Genomic DNA, 18,736 nt, shown 5'->3' on the forward strand with positions numbered 1-18,736 from the left:
CGGCGTCAGCCCGCCGGGTGCACGCCCACCGTGGTCGCCCGGGTCATGTCGATCGTCGCCGTGACCTCCGGCAGCCCCTCGACGTGCCCGCCGGAGCGGATCCGGGCCGACCAGTGGTCGTACCGCTCGCCGAGCTGCCCGACCCGCACGTACGCCGCACCGGCCAGGCAGGCGCTCAGCGGGTCACGCGGCTTGTCCGGCATGGTGGCCTGGGCGCAGCCGGCACCGTACTGGCCCTGGTCGCGCAGCGGGTCGAAGCCCGACCGGTCCCCGTCGCACGGGTTCCAGTCGAACGTCTGCACGCAGTCGGCGTAGTTGGCCACCGCCTGCGTCATCGCGTTGCGCAGGTGCTGGTGGGCCGACTGGTCGGCGTCGCTGCGCGGCCGGGTGTAGTCGGCGGGCAGCCCGTTGCCTCCGAGGAGCAGGCCGGCGAGGCTGTCGTCGAGCTCCAGCGCGGTCCCCCAGCCCAGTTCGGTGTACGCCTGCAACAGCCGCAACGCGTCCGCGACGGCCTTGCCCTTCTGCCACAGCACCCGGGACACCTCCCAGGTGTCGCCGCTCGGCGGGTTCGGCCCGGTGCCGGCCCGCATCACCCGGTAGAAGTACTTCTGCCGGCCGGAGAGCATCGCGGCGGCCTTGGTGCGGGCGGTCGTCGCCTGGGTCGCGTCGACCGGGACCGCCGTCGACTCGAACGCCGGCTTGTACGTCCCGGCCCACCGCTCGGTGAGGTACTTGTTCTCGTCGTGGCAGTAGCCCTGCGGGATCGGGGACCGGACGTCCCACGAGCAGATCGTGCCGACCGGGAACGTCCGGGTGGTGTTCTGCACCTCCTGCCAGTCCCCGCCGGCCCACCTGACCCGCGACCGCAGGGTGATCTGGAGATCGCCGGTGGTGGTCACGAACCGGGGGCCCTCGTGCTCCTCGATGTTGACGAAGTTCGCGTCGTAGCAGGTGGAGAACGCCGGTGCGTGCCCCGGCGGCATGGCGTGGTGGGCCAGGTGGAAGGCGTTGGGCAGGTTGCTCCGACGCACCGTCGAGGGGGTGGGCCGGCTGACCCGGCTCGCGCCGCACCCGCCGATCGACTCGGCCTCGGGAATCCGGTTCGCCGCCGGGAGTTCCTGGTCCGGACTGCCCCACATGTCGTGCACCGGCAGGGTGTCGCTGCCGTTCCAGACCACCGCCCTGCGGACGTTCTCCACCTGGGCGTTCCAGCCGGCGACCGCCGTACGGTAGTCGGCCATCAGCGCGGTGAACAGCGGGTTGGTACGACCGTCGGCCGTGGGTTGGCTGAACTGCCGGACCCGCTCGTTGACGGTCCGCCCGGCCTGCGTCACGGCCTCCCCCCGGCCGGCGGCGACCTGGCCGGCGAACTGCGGGTTCTCCAGTTGCAGGATGTTGTAGACCCGGGCGGCGGTGGTCCAGGCGGCGGCGTTGGCGACCGGGCCGATGGTCCACTCGCCACCGACCCGGTCCCTGGCCCACCGACCGAGGTAGTTGATCGAGCCGGCCGGCAGGTGGGTGTCGAGCACACTGACCGGGTCGGCCAGGCTGGCGCCGGCCGGAGCGGTGAAGGTGCCCTCGTCGGAGGCGTTGACGGTGGCGAAGGTGAAGGTCGGCGACTCGGCCTTCGGGAAGTAGGTGCCCAGGTAGTCCGGGATCGGCTGCCCGGTGATCTCCCGGTGGTGCACGTACGTGGTGATCACCTGGTTGAGCTGGCTCTTGGCGATGTTCTCCAGGGCCACGTGGGTGGCGAGCGCCATCGAGTCGACCTTGCGCTCGATGGTCTGCAACTGGGTGGCGATCCGGCCGAGGTTGGCGCGTACCTCGTCGAGGCCCTTGGTGAGCGCGTCGAGCTGGGCGACCAGCCCGGCGTACATCTCCTTGAGCGCCGACTCGATCCGGTCGAACCGCTTGTCGATGCCCTTGGCCAGCCGGTCGATCTGCTGGCGCAGCTTGCCGATCTCCGCCTGGATCGCGGCGTTCGGGTCACCGCCACCGGCGAAGAGCCCGATCAGGCTCACCGCCGCGCCGAGCAGGTTGCCGGTCAGCACCGCCGTGCCCATCGCCGTCGCGGCCATGGTCAGCCCCTGGCCGAGCACCGTCGTCACGTACGTGTTGATCGCGGTCACCGAGGTCACCACGGCCTTGCCGATGGTCTCCAGTTGCTTGCCGAACTTCTTGTCGACGAAGCCGACCAGGGTGGACAGCACCGTGACGGTGGAGCCGAGACCCTCGAAGATCTTGCGGTTGACCTCGGTCTTCGCCTTCTCCGCGTCGACCAGGGTCTGGCTCGGCTTCGGGTCCTGGTTGAGCGGGTAGCTGTTGGCGTAGCCGACCACCTCGGTGATCCGGCTGTTGCCGTCGGTGTCGAGCACCTTCAGGGCGGCGTACGCCCGCTCCTGCACCAGCGTCCGGAAGGCGGTCGGGTCGCCGCGCAGGTCGCGGATCGCCGCCAGCGGCACGTAGTGGCCGAGGGTGCCGGTGTTGCCGTCGGCGCGCGGCTCGTGGATCCGGGCGGCCAGCAACCCGTCGACCGGGGTACGCACCCCGGTGCCGGTCCGTCCGACGAAGGCGCTGTCCCAGCCGGCCGCCAACGCGTCGTCGGTGGCGGCCCGCCGGTGCAGCTCCCGCCAGGTGTCCTGGGCCAGGTCCCGGGAACGGGCGTTCCACGCCGCGTCCTGGTAACCGCCCCGGACCAGGTTCAGCGCGTCCGGCACCACGTTCGCGCCCTCCGCGCCGACCGTGCTGGCCAGGAACGCCCGTACCGCCGGGCCGGTGGTCACCGCGCCGGTGGAGTCGCCGAGCCGGGCCAGCACCGCCATCGCCACCGCGAACCGGGAGCGGTCCTCGGCCCGTGCGTCACCGACCGCCGCGTCGGCGACCGCCCGGGTGGTGGCGACGTGCCCGGCCACCTGCGTCGCGTCCGCTCCCGGCTGGCCGGTGCGCCAGTCCAGCAGCTCGGCGGTGAGCAGGGCGTCCTTCAGACCGGCCGCCCCGGCGTCGCGCAGTTGCACCACCGCCCCGAACAGTGCCCCGTGCACCGCCTGCTCGTCGAAGGGCACCGGGTCGGCGGCACGGGCCGGGGTCTGGTGCATGGTGACCGCCAGCACCGCCGTCAGGCCGGCCGCCCACAGCCGTCGGCCACGCCACCCACCGCCCCGGGAGCGTCCCCGGATCTGTCTCGTCGCTGTCCCCACCGCTGTTCCTCCCGCACCGGGCGCGCACCGCCCGCCGTCGCCGGACGTCGACCCGACCGGGCCGACGCCGCACCGGACCACAGGGGCCGGTGCGGTGACGACTCTGCGGGGCGCGGTGTCCCGGCCGGCAGGGACAGCCGTCCCACCCGCCCCGGGATTCCGGCGCGGGCACCGAGACAATGGCGGGACGCCTCCCGGTCAGGCGGTGACGACGGGACGCCCGGTCGGGCGGTGACGGTGGGAAGCCCCGGTCAGGGACGGGGGCGGCGCAGGCGCAGGGCCTGGGCGACGTAGTCGAAGCCGGTGACCACGGTGACCAGCACGGCGGCGGCCATGATCCAGGGACCGACGGCGGCGAGGGCGGCCGGCATCGGCCACAGGTACCAGGCGATGGCCAGGATCTGCAACGCCGTCTTGAGCTTGCCGCCCCGGCTGGCCGCGATCACCCCGTGCCGGATCACCCAGAACCGCAGCCCGGTGATGCCCAGCTCGCGGACGAGGATCAGCACCGTCACCCACCAGGGCAGCCGGTCGTAGACGGAGAGCAGCACCAGGGCCGCGCCGGTGAGCGCCTTGTCGGCGATCGGGTCGGCCACCTTGCCGACCGAGGTGACCAGGCCGAAGCGGCGGGCGATCCAGCCGTCCACCAGATCGGTCATCGAGGCGAACGCGAAGATCAGGCAGGCGGCGATCCGCCACCCGGTGTGGGTCATCCCGGAGGCGGTCACCGAGACCGCGAAGACCGGCACCAGCACCAGCCGCAGCAGGGTCAGGCCGTTGGCCGCGTTGAGCACCGGCACCCGGGCGACCGGCGGCGCGGACTCCGCCGCCCCGGTCACCGCCGGACCCCGCTCCGGCCGTCGAGGCCCACCTGGCACCGCCCCACCTGGCTCCCCCGCTCCGTCCGGGCCCACCGTCACCGTTCCGCGCCGGGCGCCGCCGAGATCATCTCATCCGGCACGGCCACCAGGTCGACGCCCTCGGTCGCGGTGACCGTGGCCCGGACCAGGTCGCCGGGGCGCAACGCGGCCAGGTCGACCCCGCCGCCGACCGGGGCGACCAGGGTGGTCGAGCCGTCGACCTCGGGGGCCTGGTGCGCCGCCCGGCCCTCCACCACGCCGTCGTCGACCGTGTCGACCAGCACCTCGACCGTGCTGCCGAGCCGCTCCTCGGCCCGCTGCGAGCACAGCTCGTCGGCGAGCGCGGCGAGCCGGTCGTAGCGGCGCTTGACGGTGGCGGCGGAGAGCTTGCCGGGCAGCCCGGCGGCCTCGGTGCCGTCCTCGTCGCTGTAGTCGAACACGCCGATCGCGTCGAGCCGCGCCTCGGTCAGGAAGCGGGTCAGCTCGGCCACGTCCTGCTTGGTCTCGCCGGGGAATCCGACGATGAAGTTGCTCCGCGCGCCCGCCTCCGGGGCCAGGGCGCGGGCACCGGCCAGCAGCTCCAGGAACCGGTCGGTGGAGCCGAACCGGCGCATCCGGCGCAGCACCGGCTCGCTGGAGTGCTGGAACGACAGGTCGAAGTAGGCGGCCACGCCGGGGGTGGTGGCGATCGCCTCGACCAGGCCGGGACGGGTCTCGGCGGGCTGGAGGTAGCTGGCCCGTACCCGGACGATGCCGTCGATCGCGGCGAGCTGCGGCAGCAGCTTCTCCAGCGCCCGGGGGTCGCCCAGGTCCTTGCCGTACGACGTGGAGTTCTCACTGACCAGCACCAGCTCGCGGACGCCGGTCTTGGCCAGCCACTCTGCCTCGGCGAGCAGCTCGTCGGGGGTACGCGAGACGAACGCGCCCCGGAACGCGGGGATGGCGCAGAACGCGCACCGCCGGTCGCAGCCGCTGGCCAGCTTCAGCGAGGCCACCGGGCCGCTGTCGAGCCGGCGGCGCAGCACCTGCCGCAGGTGTGCCGGGGTGTGCGCGTCGGTCTCCGGCGCGACCCGGGTGGGGGTGCCGTGGCCGGGCAGGGACACCGCCGACTCCCGCCGGGCGACCGGGGTGAGCGGCAGCAGCTCGCGGCGGTCCCGGGGGGTGTGCGCGCCGATCGCCTCGCCGGCCAGCACCGCGTCGAGCCGGGCGGCGATGTCGGGGTAGTCGTCGAAGCTGAGCACCGCCTGCGCCTCGGGGAGGCTGTCGGCCAGCTCCCGGCCGTACCGCTCGGCCATGCAGCCGGCGGCGACCACCTTCGCCCCGGTGTCGGCGGCGGCGAGCAGCGTCTGGATCGAGTCCTGCTTGGCCTTCTCCACGAACCCGCAGGTGTTGACGACCACCACGTCGGCGCCCTCGCCGTCGGTGGTGACCTGCCAGCCGTCGGCGTGCAGCCGGGCGGCCAGCTCCTCCGAGTCGACCTCGTTGCGGGCGCAGCCCAGGGTCAGCAGGGCGACCCGGCGGCCGTCGGCGGGCGGCTGCTCCGGGGCGCGGCGGGACGGGCCGGCATGGTCGGGCGTGGGGGTGGCAGACACCATCCGAGGGTACCGGGCGCGGGAGCGGGCCTGACCGACGGCAGCGCGCGGTGTCGGCCGGTTCACCCTGCCGCCCGGCCCGTCGTTGATCAAATGACGAAAATGCACACGACACGCCGGGAACACTCGCTGCCACCGCAATCTGATCGTGGCGCACCCGCTGGGCGGTTCCGGTGACCGGCGAACCGTCGCGCCCCACACACCGCGACGACGGTCAGACCGCCGCCGCACCGACCCGGACCAGCCGGTCCAGCAGGGCGACCTCGGTGCCGGCCAGCCCGGTGGAGCAGAACACCGACACCTGGTCCGCGCCGGTCCGGCCGGGGACCGCGCCGGCCAGCACCGCCCCCAGGTCCCGCAGCCTCCCCCGGTACGGCCCGACGGCGGTCAACAGCGGCGGGTCGTACGCCGCCGCCTGGGCCGGCGAGTCGGTGACCAGCAGGTCGGCGGCGTCGAGCAGGTCGGTGCCGAACTCGTGCCGGTGCACCTGCTTGAAGCCGACGGTGTTGACGTGGGTGCCGGGGGCGAGATCGGCGGCGGCCAGCACCGGGGTGACGCTGGTGGTGGCGAGGACCACCACGTCCCGGTCGCGGACCGCCCCGGCGGCCGAGCCGACGGCGCGGGCGGGGATCCCCAGCTCGGCGCGGACCCGGGCGGCGAACGCCTCCCGGCGGGCCGTCGAGCGGCTGTGCACTGTCACCTCGCGCAGCGGCCGGACGGCGGCGGTCGCCCACACCTGCGTCCACGCCTGCCCGCCCGAGCCGATCACACCCATGGTGGCGGCTTCCGGGCGGGCCAGCGCGTCGACGGCCACCGCGCCCAGCCCGCCGGTACGCCGGGAGCCCAGCTCAGCGCCGACGGCGATGGCCCGTACCGCCCCCGTCCGGGCGTCGTGCAGCACCACCAGCTGCCCGCCGGCCGGGTGGCCGAGGGTGTCGTAGGAGCGGAAGCCGTACCACTCGTCGGCGAGCTGCCCGGCGGTGAGCACCATCCGGCCGCCCGCCAGGGGTGCGGACGCCCGGGGTGGGGCGACGAGCCGGCCGGCGTGGGCGGCCAGCAGGGCGTCCCGCATCGCCGCGACGGTGGTCGGTGCGTCCAGGGCGGCGGCGACCTGCCGGTCGTCGAAGAGCAGCGTCATGTCGTCATGCTGCAACCTCAAGCTGACTTCAGCTCAAGAGGTGGTGGGAGGGATCACCCCACCCGGGCAGCCGGCGGTGCTAGCGTCGGTCGTGGTGGCCCGCGCGGCCACCCCGGACGAGTCGTGGGCGTACCCGGTCAGGCCAAGACGCCCCGTACCGAACCGACTCGTCCCCGGTCGCGGCCCGGGACCGACCCACCGAGGTGATGCCCGATGGCCTGGATCGTGCTGGTGCTCTCCGGACTCCTGGAAACCGCCTGGGCGGTCTCCCTCGACCGCAGCGCCGGGTTCACCCGGCCGCTGCCCTCGGCCGTCTTCGCGGTCACCCTGGTCGCCAGCATGGCCGGCCTGGCGTACGCGCTGCGCGACATCCCCGTCGGCACCGGCTACGCGGTCTGGGTCGGCATCGGGGCGGTCGGCACCGCCGTGGTCGGCATGGTGGCGCTGGGCGAGTCGACGAGCCTGCCCCGGCTGCTCAGCCTGCTACTGGTGATCGCCGGCGTGGTCGGCCTCAAGATCTTCCACTGAGCCGGCCCGTGGACGCGGCCGGGCCGGCTGCCGGTGAACGACCGGGCCCGGCTGCCCGGCGCGCCCCCAGCCACCGCCCGACGGGTCAGGACCGGCTCGCCTGCCGCAGCAACCGGAGCTGGCCGATCTCGGCGACGTTCTTCATCAGCTCGGCGTTCACCCAGGCGACCTGGTGGGCGACGGTGTACGCCGGGTCGTCCCGCCACGGGAACGACGCGGTCGCGTCGAGGTCGACGTCGCTGAGCTGGTCGAGCACCGCCAACCAGGTGGTACGCAGGTCACCCAGCCACGCCACCGTCCGGTCCCGGTCGCCGGGCCAGCCGATCTCGGTACGCTCCCGCGGCCGACGACCCCGGGCATGGTCGCCAGCGACCGTCCACCACCAGCCGATGTGCCAGGTGATCCAGCCGATCGTCGGGACGGGAACCGGGTCGGGCTCGACGTCGGCCCAGTCCGGCACCCACCCGCCGTCGGCATCCGGGCGCATCGTCCAGCAGAGCGGCCCGGGCTCCCAGAGCAGGTCCGCCGGCTCCAGGCGTTCCAGGTGGTATCTGAACAGCGCCCAGGTCAGCTCGAACTGCGCACGCAACAGGTCACCACGGGATGCCGGCATCGGATGACCCTGCCACACCGGCAGGCCCCGGATCGACCGGAATTCCCGGGCCGACGCCGACAGGCACGCGGTGGGAGGTCGCCGCCCGGTGCGTAGTTTTCGTCCGGTGTGGGTAGTGAGCGATCAACACCGCACTCAATGCTCCCGACCACGGAGGACGTCATGGCCGACACCCACGCCCCCGCCCGCCCGCGTACCAACGCCGCCCGCATCTGCACCATCCTGGCGTTCGTCTTCGCCGTCGTCGCGCTGCTGATCGCGCCGGTCATCTTCGGCATCATCGGCCTGGCGCTCGGCATCGTCGGCGCGGTCCTCGGCGACAAGCCGCTCGGCTGGTACGCGGCCGCCGCGAACGTGGCCGCCATCATCCTCAGCCTCGTGCTCGTCAGCGCCATGATGAACAGCTGACCACGCCTGCGCGGACGGGCCCGCCGGACTTCCGGCGGGCCCGTCGCACGTTCCGGCCCGGCCAGGGGTACGGCCCGACCGGCATCGGGGGCCAGCCCCGACCGGCGCACCCCCGCAGGCTCAGTCCACGTCGCCGCGCAGGCCGTCCAGGACCTCTTCCAACTCGTCCGGCTTGACCAGCACGTCGCGGGCCTTGGAACCCTCGGACGGGCCGACCACCCCCCGGGTCTCCATCAGGTCCATCAGCCGGCCCGCCTTGGCGAAGCCGACCCGCAGCTTGCGCTGGAGCATCGAGGTCGAGCCGAACTGCGAGGTGACCACCAGCTCCACCGCCTGCACCAACAGGTCGAGGTCGTCGCCGATGTCCTCGTCGATCTTCTTCTTGCTGTCCTGTGCCGGGGCCAGCACGTCGTTACGGAACTCCGGCTCCCGCTGGTCCTTGCAGAACTTCACCACGTCGGCGATCTCGCGCTCGGTCACCCAGGCGCCCTGGATCCGGACCGGCTTCGACGCGCCCATCGGCAGGAACAGCCCGTCGCCCCGGCCGAGCAGCTTCTCCGCGCCCGGCTGGTCGAGGATGACCCGGGAGTCGGCCAGCGACGAGGTGGCGAACGCCAGCCGGGACGGCACGTTCGCCTTGATCAGGCCGGTCACCACGTCGACGCTCGGCCGCTGGGTGGCCAGCACCAGGTGGATGCCGGCGGCGCGGGCCAGCTGGGTGATCCGGACGACCGAGTCCTCCACGTCGCGCGGGGCGACCATCATCAGGTCGGCCAGCTCGTCCACGATCACCAGCAGGTACGGGTACGGCCGCATCTCCCGCTCGCTGCCCGGCGGAGCCTTGATCTCGCCGTTGCGCACCTTGCGGTTGAAGTCGTCGATGTGCCGGACCCCGTTGGCGGCGAGGTCGTCGTACCGCATGTCCATCTCGCGGACGACCCACTCCAGCGAGTCGGCCGCCTTCTTGGCGTTGGTCACGATCGGGGTGACCAGGTGCGGGATGCCCTCGTACCCGGTCATCTCGACCCGCTTGGGGTCGATCAGCAGCAGCCGCACCTCGTCCGGCGTGGCCCGGGTCAGGATCGACACCAGCAGGGTGTTGAGGCAGCTCGACTTGCCGGCGCCGGTGGCCCCGGCGATCAGGATGTGCGGCATCTTGGCGAGGTTGGCCACCACGAAGCCACCCTCGATGTCCTTGCCGAGGGCCACCACCATCGGGTGGTGGTCGCTGGTGGCGGCCCGGGAGCGCAGCACGTCACCGAGGGCGACGTTCTCCGGGTCGGTGTTGGGGATCTCCACGCCGACCGCGCTCTTGCCCGGGATGGGGCTGAGGATCCGCACGTCCGGCGACTTCACCGCGTACGCGATGTTGCGGGAGAGCTGGGTGATCCGCTCGACCTTGACCCCGTGCCCCAGCTCGACCTCGTACCGGGTGACGGTCGGTCCCCGGGTGAAGCCGGTGACCTCCGCGTCCACCCCGAACTGGTCGAAGACGCCGGTCAGCGCGGCGATCACCTCGTCGTTGGCCTTGCTGCGGGTCTTCGGGGCCGCGCCGCCGGTGAGCATGTTGGCCGGCGGCAGCACGTAGTCGCCGGCGAGCCCGGTCAGCGCGAGCTGCTCGGCCCGGGTGGGCGGGGCCGAGTGCTCGGGCGGCTCCACCGGCTTGCGGCTGGCCGGCACCCGGCTCCCCGGCCGGCGGGGCAGCACGATCGTCTCCTGGAGGTCCACCTCCGGGCCGACGTCGTCGAAGTCGTCCGGGTCGACCGGCGGCGGCGCGGCCTTGCGGGGCCGGCGACGGGCCGGCTTGGCGACGGTCTCCGCCGGCTCCGCAACCTCCTCCGCCGGGGCGTCGGGCGGGGCGACCAGCGTGCCGGCGAGCAGGCCGAGCCGTTCCGGGATCCGGTTGATCGGGGTGGCGGTGACCACCAGCAGCCCGAAGACGAGCAGCAGGATCAGCAGGGGCATGGCCACCCAGGCCGTCATCGCCCGCTCCAGCAGGTCACCGACCCCCGCGCCGATCAGGCCACCGGCGTAGTCCCGCTGCACCGGGTCGACCGGATTCTGTCCGATGTGCAGCATCGCCGCCGTGGCGACCAGCATGGAGCCCCAGCCGACCAGGCCCCGCCCCCGGTGCTCCGGGTCCGACGGGGTACGCATCAGCCGCCAGGCGCCGATCATCAGCAGCACCGGCACCACGACCGCGATCGCCCCCAGGAAGAGCCGCACGGTGTCGGCGAGGCGGGCGCCGAGCGGGCCCGCGCCGGAGAACCAGATGCCCACCGCGCTGAGGATGGCCAGGCCGAACAGCAGCAGCCCGGCGCCGTCGCGGCGGTGCTCCGGGTCCAGGTCCCGGGCGGAGGCGGCCTGCCGGCCGGCGGCCCGGAAGCCCCAGCCGACACCGTGCGCCAACCCCATCCACAGTGCCCCGACGGCCCGCCCGACGTACGCCGCCGGAGCGGGCCGGGCCGCCGGCCGCCGCCGGGGGGTCGCCCGGGTGGTCTTCTTCGCCGGCTGACGGGCACGACTGTTCGTGGTGCCACGCGGCGACGCGCCGCGCCGCCGGCTCGCCTGAGAGGTACGGCCCGCCATAGAGTCACCGTAACGGCGTCACCCGGCAGATCGCCGCTTTTCCGGGTCGTGTCCGCGCGTCGCAACACGGACCACGCCCGCAGACGTGTTATTCGCCTCAGAAGGGATGCCCGATGGCGTCGCCTGCCTTCGCGGACCGTCCGGACCCCCTGGCGGGTGACCCGCAGGCCCTGCGTCCGCTGACCGCCGAGCTGGTCGCCGCCGTGCTGCGCAACCGGGGGTACGTCGTCGTCACCGACGAGGACGGCGACCTCCTCGGCCGCTGGGACGACAGCCTGATCTGGTTCCTGCGCCAGGGCGCCCTCGGCGAACTGCTCCAGGTCCGCACGCTGGCGGCGCCGACCTTCGGTATCGAGCACGTGCCGGCGCTCTACGCCTTCTGCAACGCGTGGAACCGCGACCGGCTCTGGCCCAAGGCGTTCGTGCACGTCGACGACGACGGACGCGCCCAGGTCTGCGGTGAGGTGATCACCGACCTGGAACGCGGGGTCACCCCGCACCAGCTCGACCAGCTGCTCGACCGGGGCATCACCACCGGTTGCCAGCTCGCCGCCGCCGTCGGCCTGTTGCCCGGCGGGACACCCGGATGACCGCCGAGTTCCACCCCCCGACGGACCGGCCGGCCGTCCACCGCGACCCCGGCCTGGCGTCCGCGCTCACCGACGCCGCGGAGCTGCCCGACGGGGAGACCCGACTGGCCGAACTCGACCGGATCGCCGCCCGCGCCGACGCGCTCGGCGACCCGCACTCCGGCCTGGACGCCCGTTTCGCGCTGGTCGAGGCGTACCTGCGGGGTGGGGGCCGGTGGCGGATCGTCGAGCCGGTACGCCGGCTGCTGGCCACCGTCGACCGGTCCCCCGGCCTGCTCGACGCCCGCCCCGGCGACGCGGAGCTGCTGCGGCGGCACCTGCGGCAGGCGGTGGAGGCCGCCATCGGCACCCCCCGCATCGGGCTGGCCCAGGCCCACGCGCTGCTCGACGCGCTGGCCCGACGGATCGGCGAGGACGCCGCCGTGGTCGCCCAACTCCGCTGCCGGCTGGCCGACCACCGGGGTGACGAGCCGACCGCCCGCCGGTGGTACGACCGGTGGACGGCCACCGACCCGGACCCGGCCGCCGGCTGCCCCGGCTGTCTGCCGGTCCGTCGGGCGGAGCTGCTGGCCGGCTGGGGGGACGACCGGGCGGCGCTGGACGCGCTGCGGCCGGTGCTCGATGCCGTGGTCGAGTGCTCCGACCAGCCGGAGGGCGCCCTCGCGGTGGGTCTGCTGCCCTGGTTGCGCACCGGGGCGACCGCGCGGGCCGCGTCGGCGCACCTGCGGGCGTACCGGCGGCACCGGGGGGAACGGCGGGCGATGCCGTACCTGGCCGCGCAGCTGCGGTTCTGTGCGCTGGCCGGGCACCCGGAGCGGGGCCTGGACATCCTCGCCGAGCAGTTGCCCCGGCTGGACCACCCGTACGACGACCTGTCGGCGCTGGAGTTCGCCGCCGCCGGGGCGCTGGTCTGCGCGCTCGCCGTCGAGTCCGGACGCGACGGTCGACGGGTGCACCGCCCCGGCCACGCCGACCGGCCGGCCGCCGACCTGGACGTGGCGACCCTCGGCACCGACCTGCTGGCCGTGGCGACCCGGCTGGCGGGCAGCTTCGACGCCCGCAACGGCACCGGTCACCACGCCGGCCGGATCGCCGCCTGGCTGGCCGAGCGGCCGACCGGTGACCCGGTGCCGGTGCCGGCGTGGGAGAGCGTCGCCGAGCCGGACGACGAACCGGTCCCGCCCGCGGCCGACGAACCGGCCCCGCTGAGCCTGGCGCAGCTCACCGCCGTGCTGGACGCCCGGGGTGACGTGTACGCGGTGGACGCCGGTGGCGTGGTGGTCGGCCGCTGGGACGATGCGGTGATCCAGTTCTCCCAGTTGGGCCGGCAGGGGGAGGTCCTGCACGCCCGGGTGGTGGCGGCCCGGCGGCTGGCGGCGGGACGGCTCGCCGAGGCGTACGAGTTCTGCAACGCCTGGAACCACGACCGGCTGCTGCCCAAGGCGTACGTGCACGAACTGCCCGGCGGTGAGCTGGTGCTGGCCGGCGACGTCAGCACCGACCTGGCGTACGGGGTGGCCCCGACGCAGCTCGGCATCCTGGTCGACGCGGCGGTGAGCACCGGCGTCGCGTACGCCAGGGCCGTCGCCGCCCTGCCCTGACCCGCCTGCCCTGACCCGCCCGCCCGCCCTGCCTGACCCGACCGTCCCACCCTGACCCGACCGTGCCGCCCTGGCCCGGGCGGCGGGGCCGGACACGGAGCGGCCCCCGACCCCCGGGCGGTGGGGGTCGGGGGCCGCGGTACCGGTTCACCGGCGCGGCCGGTCGACGGCGGCCGGGGCGCGGGTTGAGCGCTCAGCGCACCGATCCGGGGGCGGTCCGCGCCCGCAGCCGGGTGTTCGCCTGCGCGTCCTGCCGGCCGTCGGCGGTCACCAGGGTCAGGTTGTTGCGCTGGAGGATCTCGTTGACCGGCTGGAAGAAGGTGACCCCGCCGACGGTGCAGTCACCGGAGCCGCCGGAGGTGACGCCCTGCGCCTGGTCGCCGGAGATCCACGAGCCGCCGGAGTCCCCCGGCTCGGCGCAGACGTCGGTGCGGGTCAGCCCGGTGACGGTCCCCTCCGGATAGTTCACGGTGGCGTTGCGGGCCTGGACGACACCGCAGCGGGCACCCGTGGTCGAACCGGAGCGGCAGATCGACGCGCCGGCCGGCACCTCGGTGGAGCCGTTGACCGGCACCACGCCGCCGTTGAAGTCGCTCACCACCCCCTGCGGGGTCCACTGGCCGTTGGTGCGGACGAACGCCCAGTCGTCGCCGGGGAACGACGACGCCGCGAAGACGCCCTGCCGGGCCTGGTTGAAGCCGGTGGTCCGGTCGCCGACCCGGCCGCAGTGCCCGGCGGTGACGAAGCCGCCCACCACCGAGAAGCCGATCGAGCAGCGACCCACGTCGTTGATGAAGAACGGCTCGCCGCCGACCAGGTCGAACAGGGGGCGCGGCTGCTCCCGGGAGGTGGTGATCCGCACCGCGTCGGCCGGTGCCCCGCTGCCCGCCGCCCACCGGCGGGCCCGCGCCTCGGCACCCGGCTGGGCGAGCACCACCACCGTGTTGGTGGCGACGTCGACGTACCAGCCGGTGATGGCGGGCGACGCCTGCCGGCCCACCGCGTCGAGCCGGCTCTTGGCCGCGTCCAGCTCGCCGACCGGGCGGTCGACCTGCTTGGGCACCGCACCGGCGGCCCGCACCCGGTCGGCTTGGGCGGGGTCGGCGACCGCCACGTTGAGGGTCGACCCGTCGCCGCTGATCCAGGCCCCGCCGTAGGTGTCGCCGAGGGTGGCCCGCAGCCGGGCCAGCCGCCCGGCGGCCTGCTGCTCGGCGGTCAGCCGCCGGACCGCCTGGTCCCGGCTGATCCGCAGGTCGCGGCTGAGGGCGTCCACCACCTCGGGGGCCACCCCGCCGGTGGCCCGCGCGTCGGCTCCACCGGCCTCCGGCGCGCCCTGGTCACCGGCGAACGACGGCAGGGTCACCGCCGCCGTCAGGCCCGCTGCCGCCAGCACGACGCCGATCGCTGTCATCCGTCTGCGGTCCATCCGTCATGCTCCTCCCGGCCGACGCGGGGTACGCCCGCCGGTCGGAGGTACGGAAACGGACACCGCCCGGTTGAGGAGATCCGCAGATATCGACGGAAGGTGTCCGCGCCGTCACACAACCGGCCGCCCTGGCTACCCCTGACAGGGTGTGGTTGGCCGGGTGGCCGGTGCCGATACTGGGAGTCATGCAGGCATCAGGACAGCTCGGCGAGTTCCTCCGCTCGCGCCGCTCCCGGCTCAGCCCGGAGGAGGCCGGGGTGGCCACCTACGGCGGGCGGCGGCGGGTTCCCGGGCTGCGCCGGGAGGAGCTGGCCCTGCTGGCCGGGGTGAGCGCCTCGTACTACGCCCGGCTGGAGCAGGGCCAGGCCACCAACGCCTCACCCGAGGTACTGGACGCGCTCAGCCGGGCGCTGCGCCTCGACGCCACGGAACGCCGCCACCTGACCGGACTGGCCGCCGGGCACCGACGCCCGGCCGTCCGCCGGTCGCCGCCGGAGCGGGTCGACCCGGCCGTACGCCAGCTCGTCGGCGCGCTCGGGGACGTGCCCGTGCTGGTGCTCGGCCGTCGGCTCGACGTGCTGGCCTGGAACACCGCCGGGCACGCCCTCTTCGCCGGCCACCTGGACCCGGCGGCGGTGGACCGGCCGGACCGGCGGCCGAACATGGCACGGCTGGTCTTCCTCGACGCGCACACCCGTGAGCTGTACGTCGACTGGCCGGCCAAGGCACGGGCGGTGGTGGCCACCCTGCGGATGGCCTCCGGGCAGCACCCGGCGGACCCGTTGCTCGCCGCGCTGGTCGGCGAGCTGGCGGTCCGCAGCCCCGAGTTCGCCGCCGGGTGGGCCGACCACCGGGTCAAGGCCGGCGGCGCTGCCGGCTACGTGATGCGGCACCCGGTGGTCGGCGAGCTGACCGTCACCCAGCAGACCCTGCGGACCACCGACGACCAGGCGGTCGTCGTCGCCACCACCGCACCGGGTTCCCCGTCGCAGGCGGCGATGACGCTGCTCGTGCACGCCGCGGTCACCGGCCGCGCCGCCACCCGGCAGCCACTCCCGGCCCACGGTTGACGGGTCCTGCCCACCCCTGGCCGACCCACCGGCGGCTGACCCACCCACCGCCCACCGGCGGCTGACCCCTGACCGCTATCCACCGGCGGCACCCGCCGCTCCCCTACCTGCGGCAGCCTGTGCTGCTGCCCTACCTGCGGCAGCGCTGTGCTGCTGCCCCCGCCGGCCCGGCGGGCCGGCCACCGGACCCGGACGGTCCGGCCGGTCGACGCCGCGGCGACACCGTAGGACGAGGGCACCTGAACGGGTGCCGGATCGTCCGCGCCCGAAACCGGGTCCGCTCCCGGACCCCTCACCAGAAGGACGAACCATGCGCAGCAGAATCCTCACCCTCGCCGTCGCCACCGCGGCGGCCGGCGCCCTGGTCATGCCATGGGCGGCTCCGGCACCGGCGAGCACCCCGGCCGCCGTCGTCATCCCGGCCGGGTCGGCCCCCGTCACCCCGGCCCGGTCGGCCCCGGCGGCCCGGATCGTGACCCACTTCGACCTGGCCAAGGGGCAACTGCCGGAGAACATCGCGCTGGGCCCCGACGGCACGGCCTACCTCACGTTCGCGGCGGCCCGGCAGGTCGCCGCCGTCGACCGGACGGGGCGCACCCGGGTGCTGGCCACCCTGCCGGCCCCGGCCGACGGCGGCGTCGCCACCCCGGTGCTCGGCTTCGCCCTGACCAGCGGCATCGTCCGCACCGGCGACGGCACGCTCTACTTCCTGTACGCCAGCGGCGACGCCGCCAGCACCGGCCTCTACCGGATGCCACCCGGCCAGCAGCCCCGACGGATCGCCGCGCTGCCGGCGGCCGGGCTACCGAACGGCCTGGCCCTCGACCCGACGAGCCGGACGTTCTACGTCACCGACTCGGTGCTCGGTACCATCTCGACCGTTCCGCTGGCCGGCGGCGCCGCCCGGGTCTGGTCGTCGGCGTCCGCGCTCGCCGCCACGGGGTTCCTCGGTGTCAACGGCGTCAAGGTACGCGACGGTGCGGTCTGGGTGACCAACCTGGACCAGGGCACCCTGCTGCGGATCCCGCTGCGGCAGGGCCGGGCCGGCAGTGTCGAGACCAGGGCGACCGGCCTGGTCGGCCTGGACGACTTCGCCTTCGCCCCCGACGGCCGGGTGGTCGCCACCCTCAACGGCCCGAACACGGTGGTGGTCGTCGACGGGGACGGGCGGACCCGGACTCTGCTGACCGGTGCCGACGGTCTCCAGAACCCGACCTCGGTGGCCGTCCGCGGGCACACCCTCCTGGTGGCCAGCGCCGCCTACACCACCGCGACCGACCCCAACCTGATCGCGGTCCCCCTGCACCACCGCTGAGCGCACCGCAGGTGCGCGGGCCGGCCGCCGTCGTCTCGACGGCGGCCGGCCCGCAACGCTGTCGGTACGACGACCCGCTCAGACCTCCACGACGGTCGGGACGATCATCGGGCGGCGGCGGTACGCGTCGTTGACCCAGCGCCCCACGGTGCGCCGGACGATCTGCTGGAGCTGGTGCGGATCGGTGACGCCGTCCGCGGCGGCCCGGTTCAGCGCCTCGGTGACCAGTGGGATCACCGGGTTGAACGCGGCCGGGTCCTCGGAGAAGCCCTTCGCCGACAGGGTCGGGCCGGCGACCACCTTGCCGGTGACCGAGTCGACCACCACGGTGGTCGCGATGAACCCGCCGTCGCCGAGGATCCGCCGCTCGGTGAGCAGCGACTCGCTGACGTCGCCCACAGCCAGGCCGTCGACGTAGACGTACCGGCTCTTCACGTGCCCGACCACGCTGGCCCGGCCCTCGACCAGGTCGACCACGTCGCCGTCCTCGCAGATGACCACCCGGTCCGGGGCGACGCCGGACTCGATGCCGAGCCGGGCGTGCGCCCGCAGGTGCCGCCACTCGCCGTGCACCGGCATCAGGTTGCTCGGCCGGACGACGTTGAGCAGGTAGAGCAGCTCGCCGGCCGGGGCATGCCCGGAGACGTGCACCTTGGCCACGTCCTTGTGCACCACCACCGCGCCGGCCCGGGCCAGCCGGTTGATCACCCGGTAGACCGAGGTCTCGTTGCCGGGGACCAGCGAGGAGGCCAACACCACCGTGTCACCGGGGGCGATGGTGATGTGCCGGTGGTCGCCACTGGCCATCCGGCCCAGCGCGCTCATCGGCTCACCCTGCGACCCGGTGGACATCAGCACGATCTGGTCGGGCGGCAGCGTGGTGGCCTCCTCGATCCCGATCACCAGCCCGGCCGGGATGTTGAGCAGGCCGAGGTCACGGGCGATGCCCATGTTGCGGACCATCGACCGGCCGATCAGCGCCACCTTGCGGCCGTGCTCCAGCGCCGAGTCGAAGACCTGCTGCACCCGGTGCACGTGCGAGGCGAACGAAGCGACGATGATCCGCCCCCGCGCCTTTGCGAAGATCGAGTCGAGCACCGGCCCGATCTCCCGCTCCGGGGTGACGAAACCGGGGATCTCGGCGTTGGTCGAGTCCGACAGCAGCAGGTCGACGCCCTCCGCGCCGAGCCGGGCGAAGCCGGCCAGGTCGGTGATCCGGCCGTCCAGCGGCAGCTGGTCCATCTTGAAGTCGCCGGTGTGCAGCACCAGGCCGGCCGGGGTCCGCACGGCCACCGCGAGCGCGTCCGGGATGGAGTGGTTGACCGCGAAGAACTCGCACTCGAACGGACCGAGCCGCTCCCGGCCCCCCTCCCGCACGGTCAGCGTGTAGGGCTGGATCCGCCGCTCTGCCAGCTTCGCCTCGACCAGGGCCAGGGTGAACTGGGAGCCGACCAGGGGGATGTCCGGCTTGTGGGCGAGCAGGTACGGCACCGCGCCGATGTGGTCCTCGTGGCCGTGGGTCAGCACGATCGCCTGCACGTCGGCCAGCCGGTCCAGGATCGGCCCGAAGTCGGGCAGGATCAGGTCCACGCCGGGCTGCTCGACGTCGGGGAAGAGCACCCCGCAGTCGACGATCAGCAGCTTGCCGTCGTACTCGAAGACGGTCATGTTCCGACCGATGGCACCGAGTCCGCCGAGCGGGATGATCCGCAGGCCGCCCTCGGGCAGTGGCGGGGGCAGTTCACCCTCGAATTGCGCCTCGGTCACGCGTCCACCTCATTCTGCGACGCCGTAACCCGGCGTCCGTCG

The 18,736-nt window shown here is 74.3% G+C and carries 14 protein-coding genes and 1 riboswitch; of the genes, 6 read left to right on the plus strand and 8 right to left on the minus strand.

Annotation, left to right across the window (positions count from 1 at the left end; translation table 11 throughout):
• Positions 1-5: 5 nt before the first annotated feature.
• From GA0070623_RS10705 to GA0070623_RS10720, 4 genes are all read right to left on the minus strand, one after another.
• Entirely contained in the window at positions 6-3,197 is a 3,192-nt protein-coding gene (locus GA0070623_RS10705) for a hypothetical protein (RefSeq protein ID WP_157517452.1), read from the minus strand.
• Between the two features lie 251 nt (positions 3,198-3,448).
• On the minus strand, positions 3,449-4,036 hold the full coding sequence (pgsA, locus tag GA0070623_RS10710; protein WP_067302686.1) for a CDP-diacylglycerol--glycerol-3-phosphate 3-phosphatidyltransferase: 588 nt from the start codon (positions 4,034-4,036) through the stop codon (positions 3,449-3,451).
• Between the two features lie 77 nt (positions 4,037-4,113).
• The gene (gene rimO / locus GA0070623_RS10715) at positions 4,114-5,652 is read right to left on the minus strand and encodes a 30S ribosomal protein S12 methylthiotransferase RimO (RefSeq protein WP_231932745.1); all 1,539 of its coding nucleotides are present in this window, start codon (positions 5,650-5,652) and stop codon (positions 4,114-4,116) included.
• A 211-nt stretch (positions 5,653-5,863) separates the two neighbouring features.
• On the minus strand, positions 5,864-6,787 hold the full coding sequence (locus GA0070623_RS10720) for an ornithine cyclodeaminase family protein (protein ID WP_067302683.1): 924 nt from the start codon (positions 6,785-6,787) through the stop codon (positions 5,864-5,866).
• 90 nt (positions 6,788-6,877) lie between these two features.
• A riboswitch (guanidine-III (ykkC-III) riboswitch) is annotated at positions 6,878-6,944 on the plus strand.
• Between the two features lie 56 nt (positions 6,945-7,000).
• On the opposite strand from GA0070623_RS10720, the gene GA0070623_RS10725 reads away from it, so the two are divergent.
• Positions 7,001-7,315, plus strand: a complete 315-nt coding sequence (locus GA0070623_RS10725; protein WP_067302680.1) for a DMT family transporter — start codon at positions 7,001-7,003, stop codon at positions 7,313-7,315.
• An 85-nt stretch (positions 7,316-7,400) separates the two neighbouring features.
• Here the strand turns inward: GA0070623_RS10725 and GA0070623_RS10730 are convergent, their stop codons facing one another.
• On the minus strand, positions 7,401-7,928 hold the full coding sequence (locus GA0070623_RS10730) for a DinB family protein (RefSeq protein ID WP_067302677.1): 528 nt from the start codon (positions 7,926-7,928) through the stop codon (positions 7,401-7,403).
• Positions 7,929-8,090: 162 nt separating this feature from the next.
• Between GA0070623_RS10730 and GA0070623_RS10735 the strand changes: the two genes are divergently transcribed.
• Positions 8,091-8,336 carry a hypothetical protein gene (locus GA0070623_RS10735; protein ID WP_067302756.1) on the plus strand — a complete coding sequence of 82 codons (246 nt, stop codon included), beginning with the start codon at positions 8,091-8,093 and terminating at the stop codon, positions 8,334-8,336.
• Between the two features lie 120 nt (positions 8,337-8,456).
• On the opposite strand, the gene GA0070623_RS10740 is transcribed toward GA0070623_RS10735, so the two are convergent.
• Complete coding sequence (locus GA0070623_RS10740) at positions 8,457-10,925, minus strand: FtsK/SpoIIIE family DNA translocase (RefSeq protein WP_067302674.1); 2,469 nt, start codon at positions 10,923-10,925, stop codon at positions 8,457-8,459.
• Between the two features lie 113 nt (positions 10,926-11,038).
• Between GA0070623_RS10740 and GA0070623_RS10745 the strand changes: the two genes are divergently transcribed.
• Together GA0070623_RS10745 and GA0070623_RS10750 are read left to right on the plus strand one after the other, a co-directional pair.
• Positions 11,039-11,515 (plus strand): type III secretion system chaperone family protein, encoded by a 477-nt coding sequence (locus tag GA0070623_RS10745; protein WP_067302672.1) that lies wholly within the window; start codon positions 11,039-11,041, stop codon positions 11,513-11,515.
• Positions 11,512-13,116, plus strand: a complete 1,605-nt coding sequence (locus GA0070623_RS10750; RefSeq protein ID WP_067302669.1) for a type III secretion system chaperone family protein — start codon at positions 11,512-11,514, stop codon at positions 13,114-13,116. Before GA0070623_RS10745 ends, GA0070623_RS10750 begins: the two co-directional genes overlap by 4 nt.
• 193 nt (positions 13,117-13,309) lie before the next feature.
• Here GA0070623_RS10750 and GA0070623_RS10755 read toward each other — a convergent pair whose 3' ends face one another.
• The gene (locus GA0070623_RS10755; RefSeq protein WP_084261071.1) at positions 13,310-14,542 is read right to left on the minus strand and encodes a S1 family peptidase; all 1,233 of its coding nucleotides are present in this window, start codon (positions 14,540-14,542) and stop codon (positions 13,310-13,312) included.
• Between the two features lie 185 nt (positions 14,543-14,727).
• On the opposite strand from GA0070623_RS10755, the gene GA0070623_RS10760 reads away from it, so the two are divergent.
• Both GA0070623_RS10760 and GA0070623_RS10765 read left to right on the plus strand, forming a co-directional pair.
• Positions 14,728-15,612, plus strand: a complete 885-nt coding sequence (locus tag GA0070623_RS10760; protein WP_067302666.1) for a helix-turn-helix domain-containing protein — start codon at positions 14,728-14,730, stop codon at positions 15,610-15,612.
• Between the two features lie 310 nt (positions 15,613-15,922).
• The gene (locus GA0070623_RS10765) at positions 15,923-16,927 is read left to right on the plus strand and encodes an SMP-30/gluconolactonase/LRE family protein (RefSeq protein WP_067302663.1); all 1,005 of its coding nucleotides are present in this window, start codon (positions 15,923-15,925) and stop codon (positions 16,925-16,927) included.
• Between the two features lie 78 nt (positions 16,928-17,005).
• Here GA0070623_RS10765 and GA0070623_RS10770 read toward each other — a convergent pair whose 3' ends face one another.
• Positions 17,006-18,694: a ribonuclease J gene (locus GA0070623_RS10770; protein WP_067302660.1), complete on the minus strand. Its 1,689-nt coding sequence runs from the start codon at positions 18,692-18,694 to the stop codon at positions 17,006-17,008.
• Between the last annotated feature and the right edge of the window lie 42 nt (positions 18,695-18,736).

This window comes from Micromonospora rifamycinica, assembly GCF_900090265.1.
Taxonomy (GTDB): domain Bacteria; phylum Actinomycetota; class Actinomycetes; order Mycobacteriales; family Micromonosporaceae; genus Micromonospora; species Micromonospora rifamycinica.

Coding starts and splice junctions, on each gene's coding strand:
- GA0070623_RS10730 (WP_067302677.1), bottom strand. CDS start 7,928: ATGCCGGCATCCCGTGGTGACCTGTTGCGTGCGCAGTTCGAGCTGACC.
- GA0070623_RS10735 (WP_067302756.1), top strand. CDS start 8,091: ATGGCCGACACCCACGCCCCCGCCCGCCCGCGTACCAACGCCGCCCGC.
- GA0070623_RS10760 (WP_067302666.1), top strand. CDS start 14,728: ATGCAGGCATCAGGACAGCTCGGCGAGTTCCTCCGCTCGCGCCGCTCC.
- GA0070623_RS10750 (WP_067302669.1), top strand. CDS start 11,512: ATGACCGCCGAGTTCCACCCCCCGACGGACCGGCCGGCCGTCCACCGC.
- GA0070623_RS10740 (WP_067302674.1), bottom strand. CDS start 10,925: ATGGCGGGCCGTACCTCTCAGGCGAGCCGGCGGCGCGGCGCGTCGCCG.
- GA0070623_RS10720 (WP_067302683.1), bottom strand. CDS start 6,787: ATGACGCTGCTCTTCGACGACCGGCAGGTCGCCGCCGCCCTGGACGCA.
- GA0070623_RS10745 (WP_067302672.1), top strand. CDS start 11,039: ATGGCGTCGCCTGCCTTCGCGGACCGTCCGGACCCCCTGGCGGGTGAC.
- GA0070623_RS10725 (WP_067302680.1), top strand. CDS start 7,001: ATGGCCTGGATCGTGCTGGTGCTCTCCGGACTCCTGGAAACCGCCTGG.
- GA0070623_RS10755 (WP_084261071.1), bottom strand. CDS start 14,542: ATGGACCGCAGACGGATGACAGCGATCGGCGTCGTGCTGGCGGCAGCG.
- GA0070623_RS10765 (WP_067302663.1), top strand. CDS start 15,923: ATGCGCAGCAGAATCCTCACCCTCGCCGTCGCCACCGCGGCGGCCGGC.
- rimO (WP_231932745.1), bottom strand. CDS start 5,652: ATGGTGTCTGCCACCCCCACGCCCGACCATGCCGGCCCGTCCCGCCGC.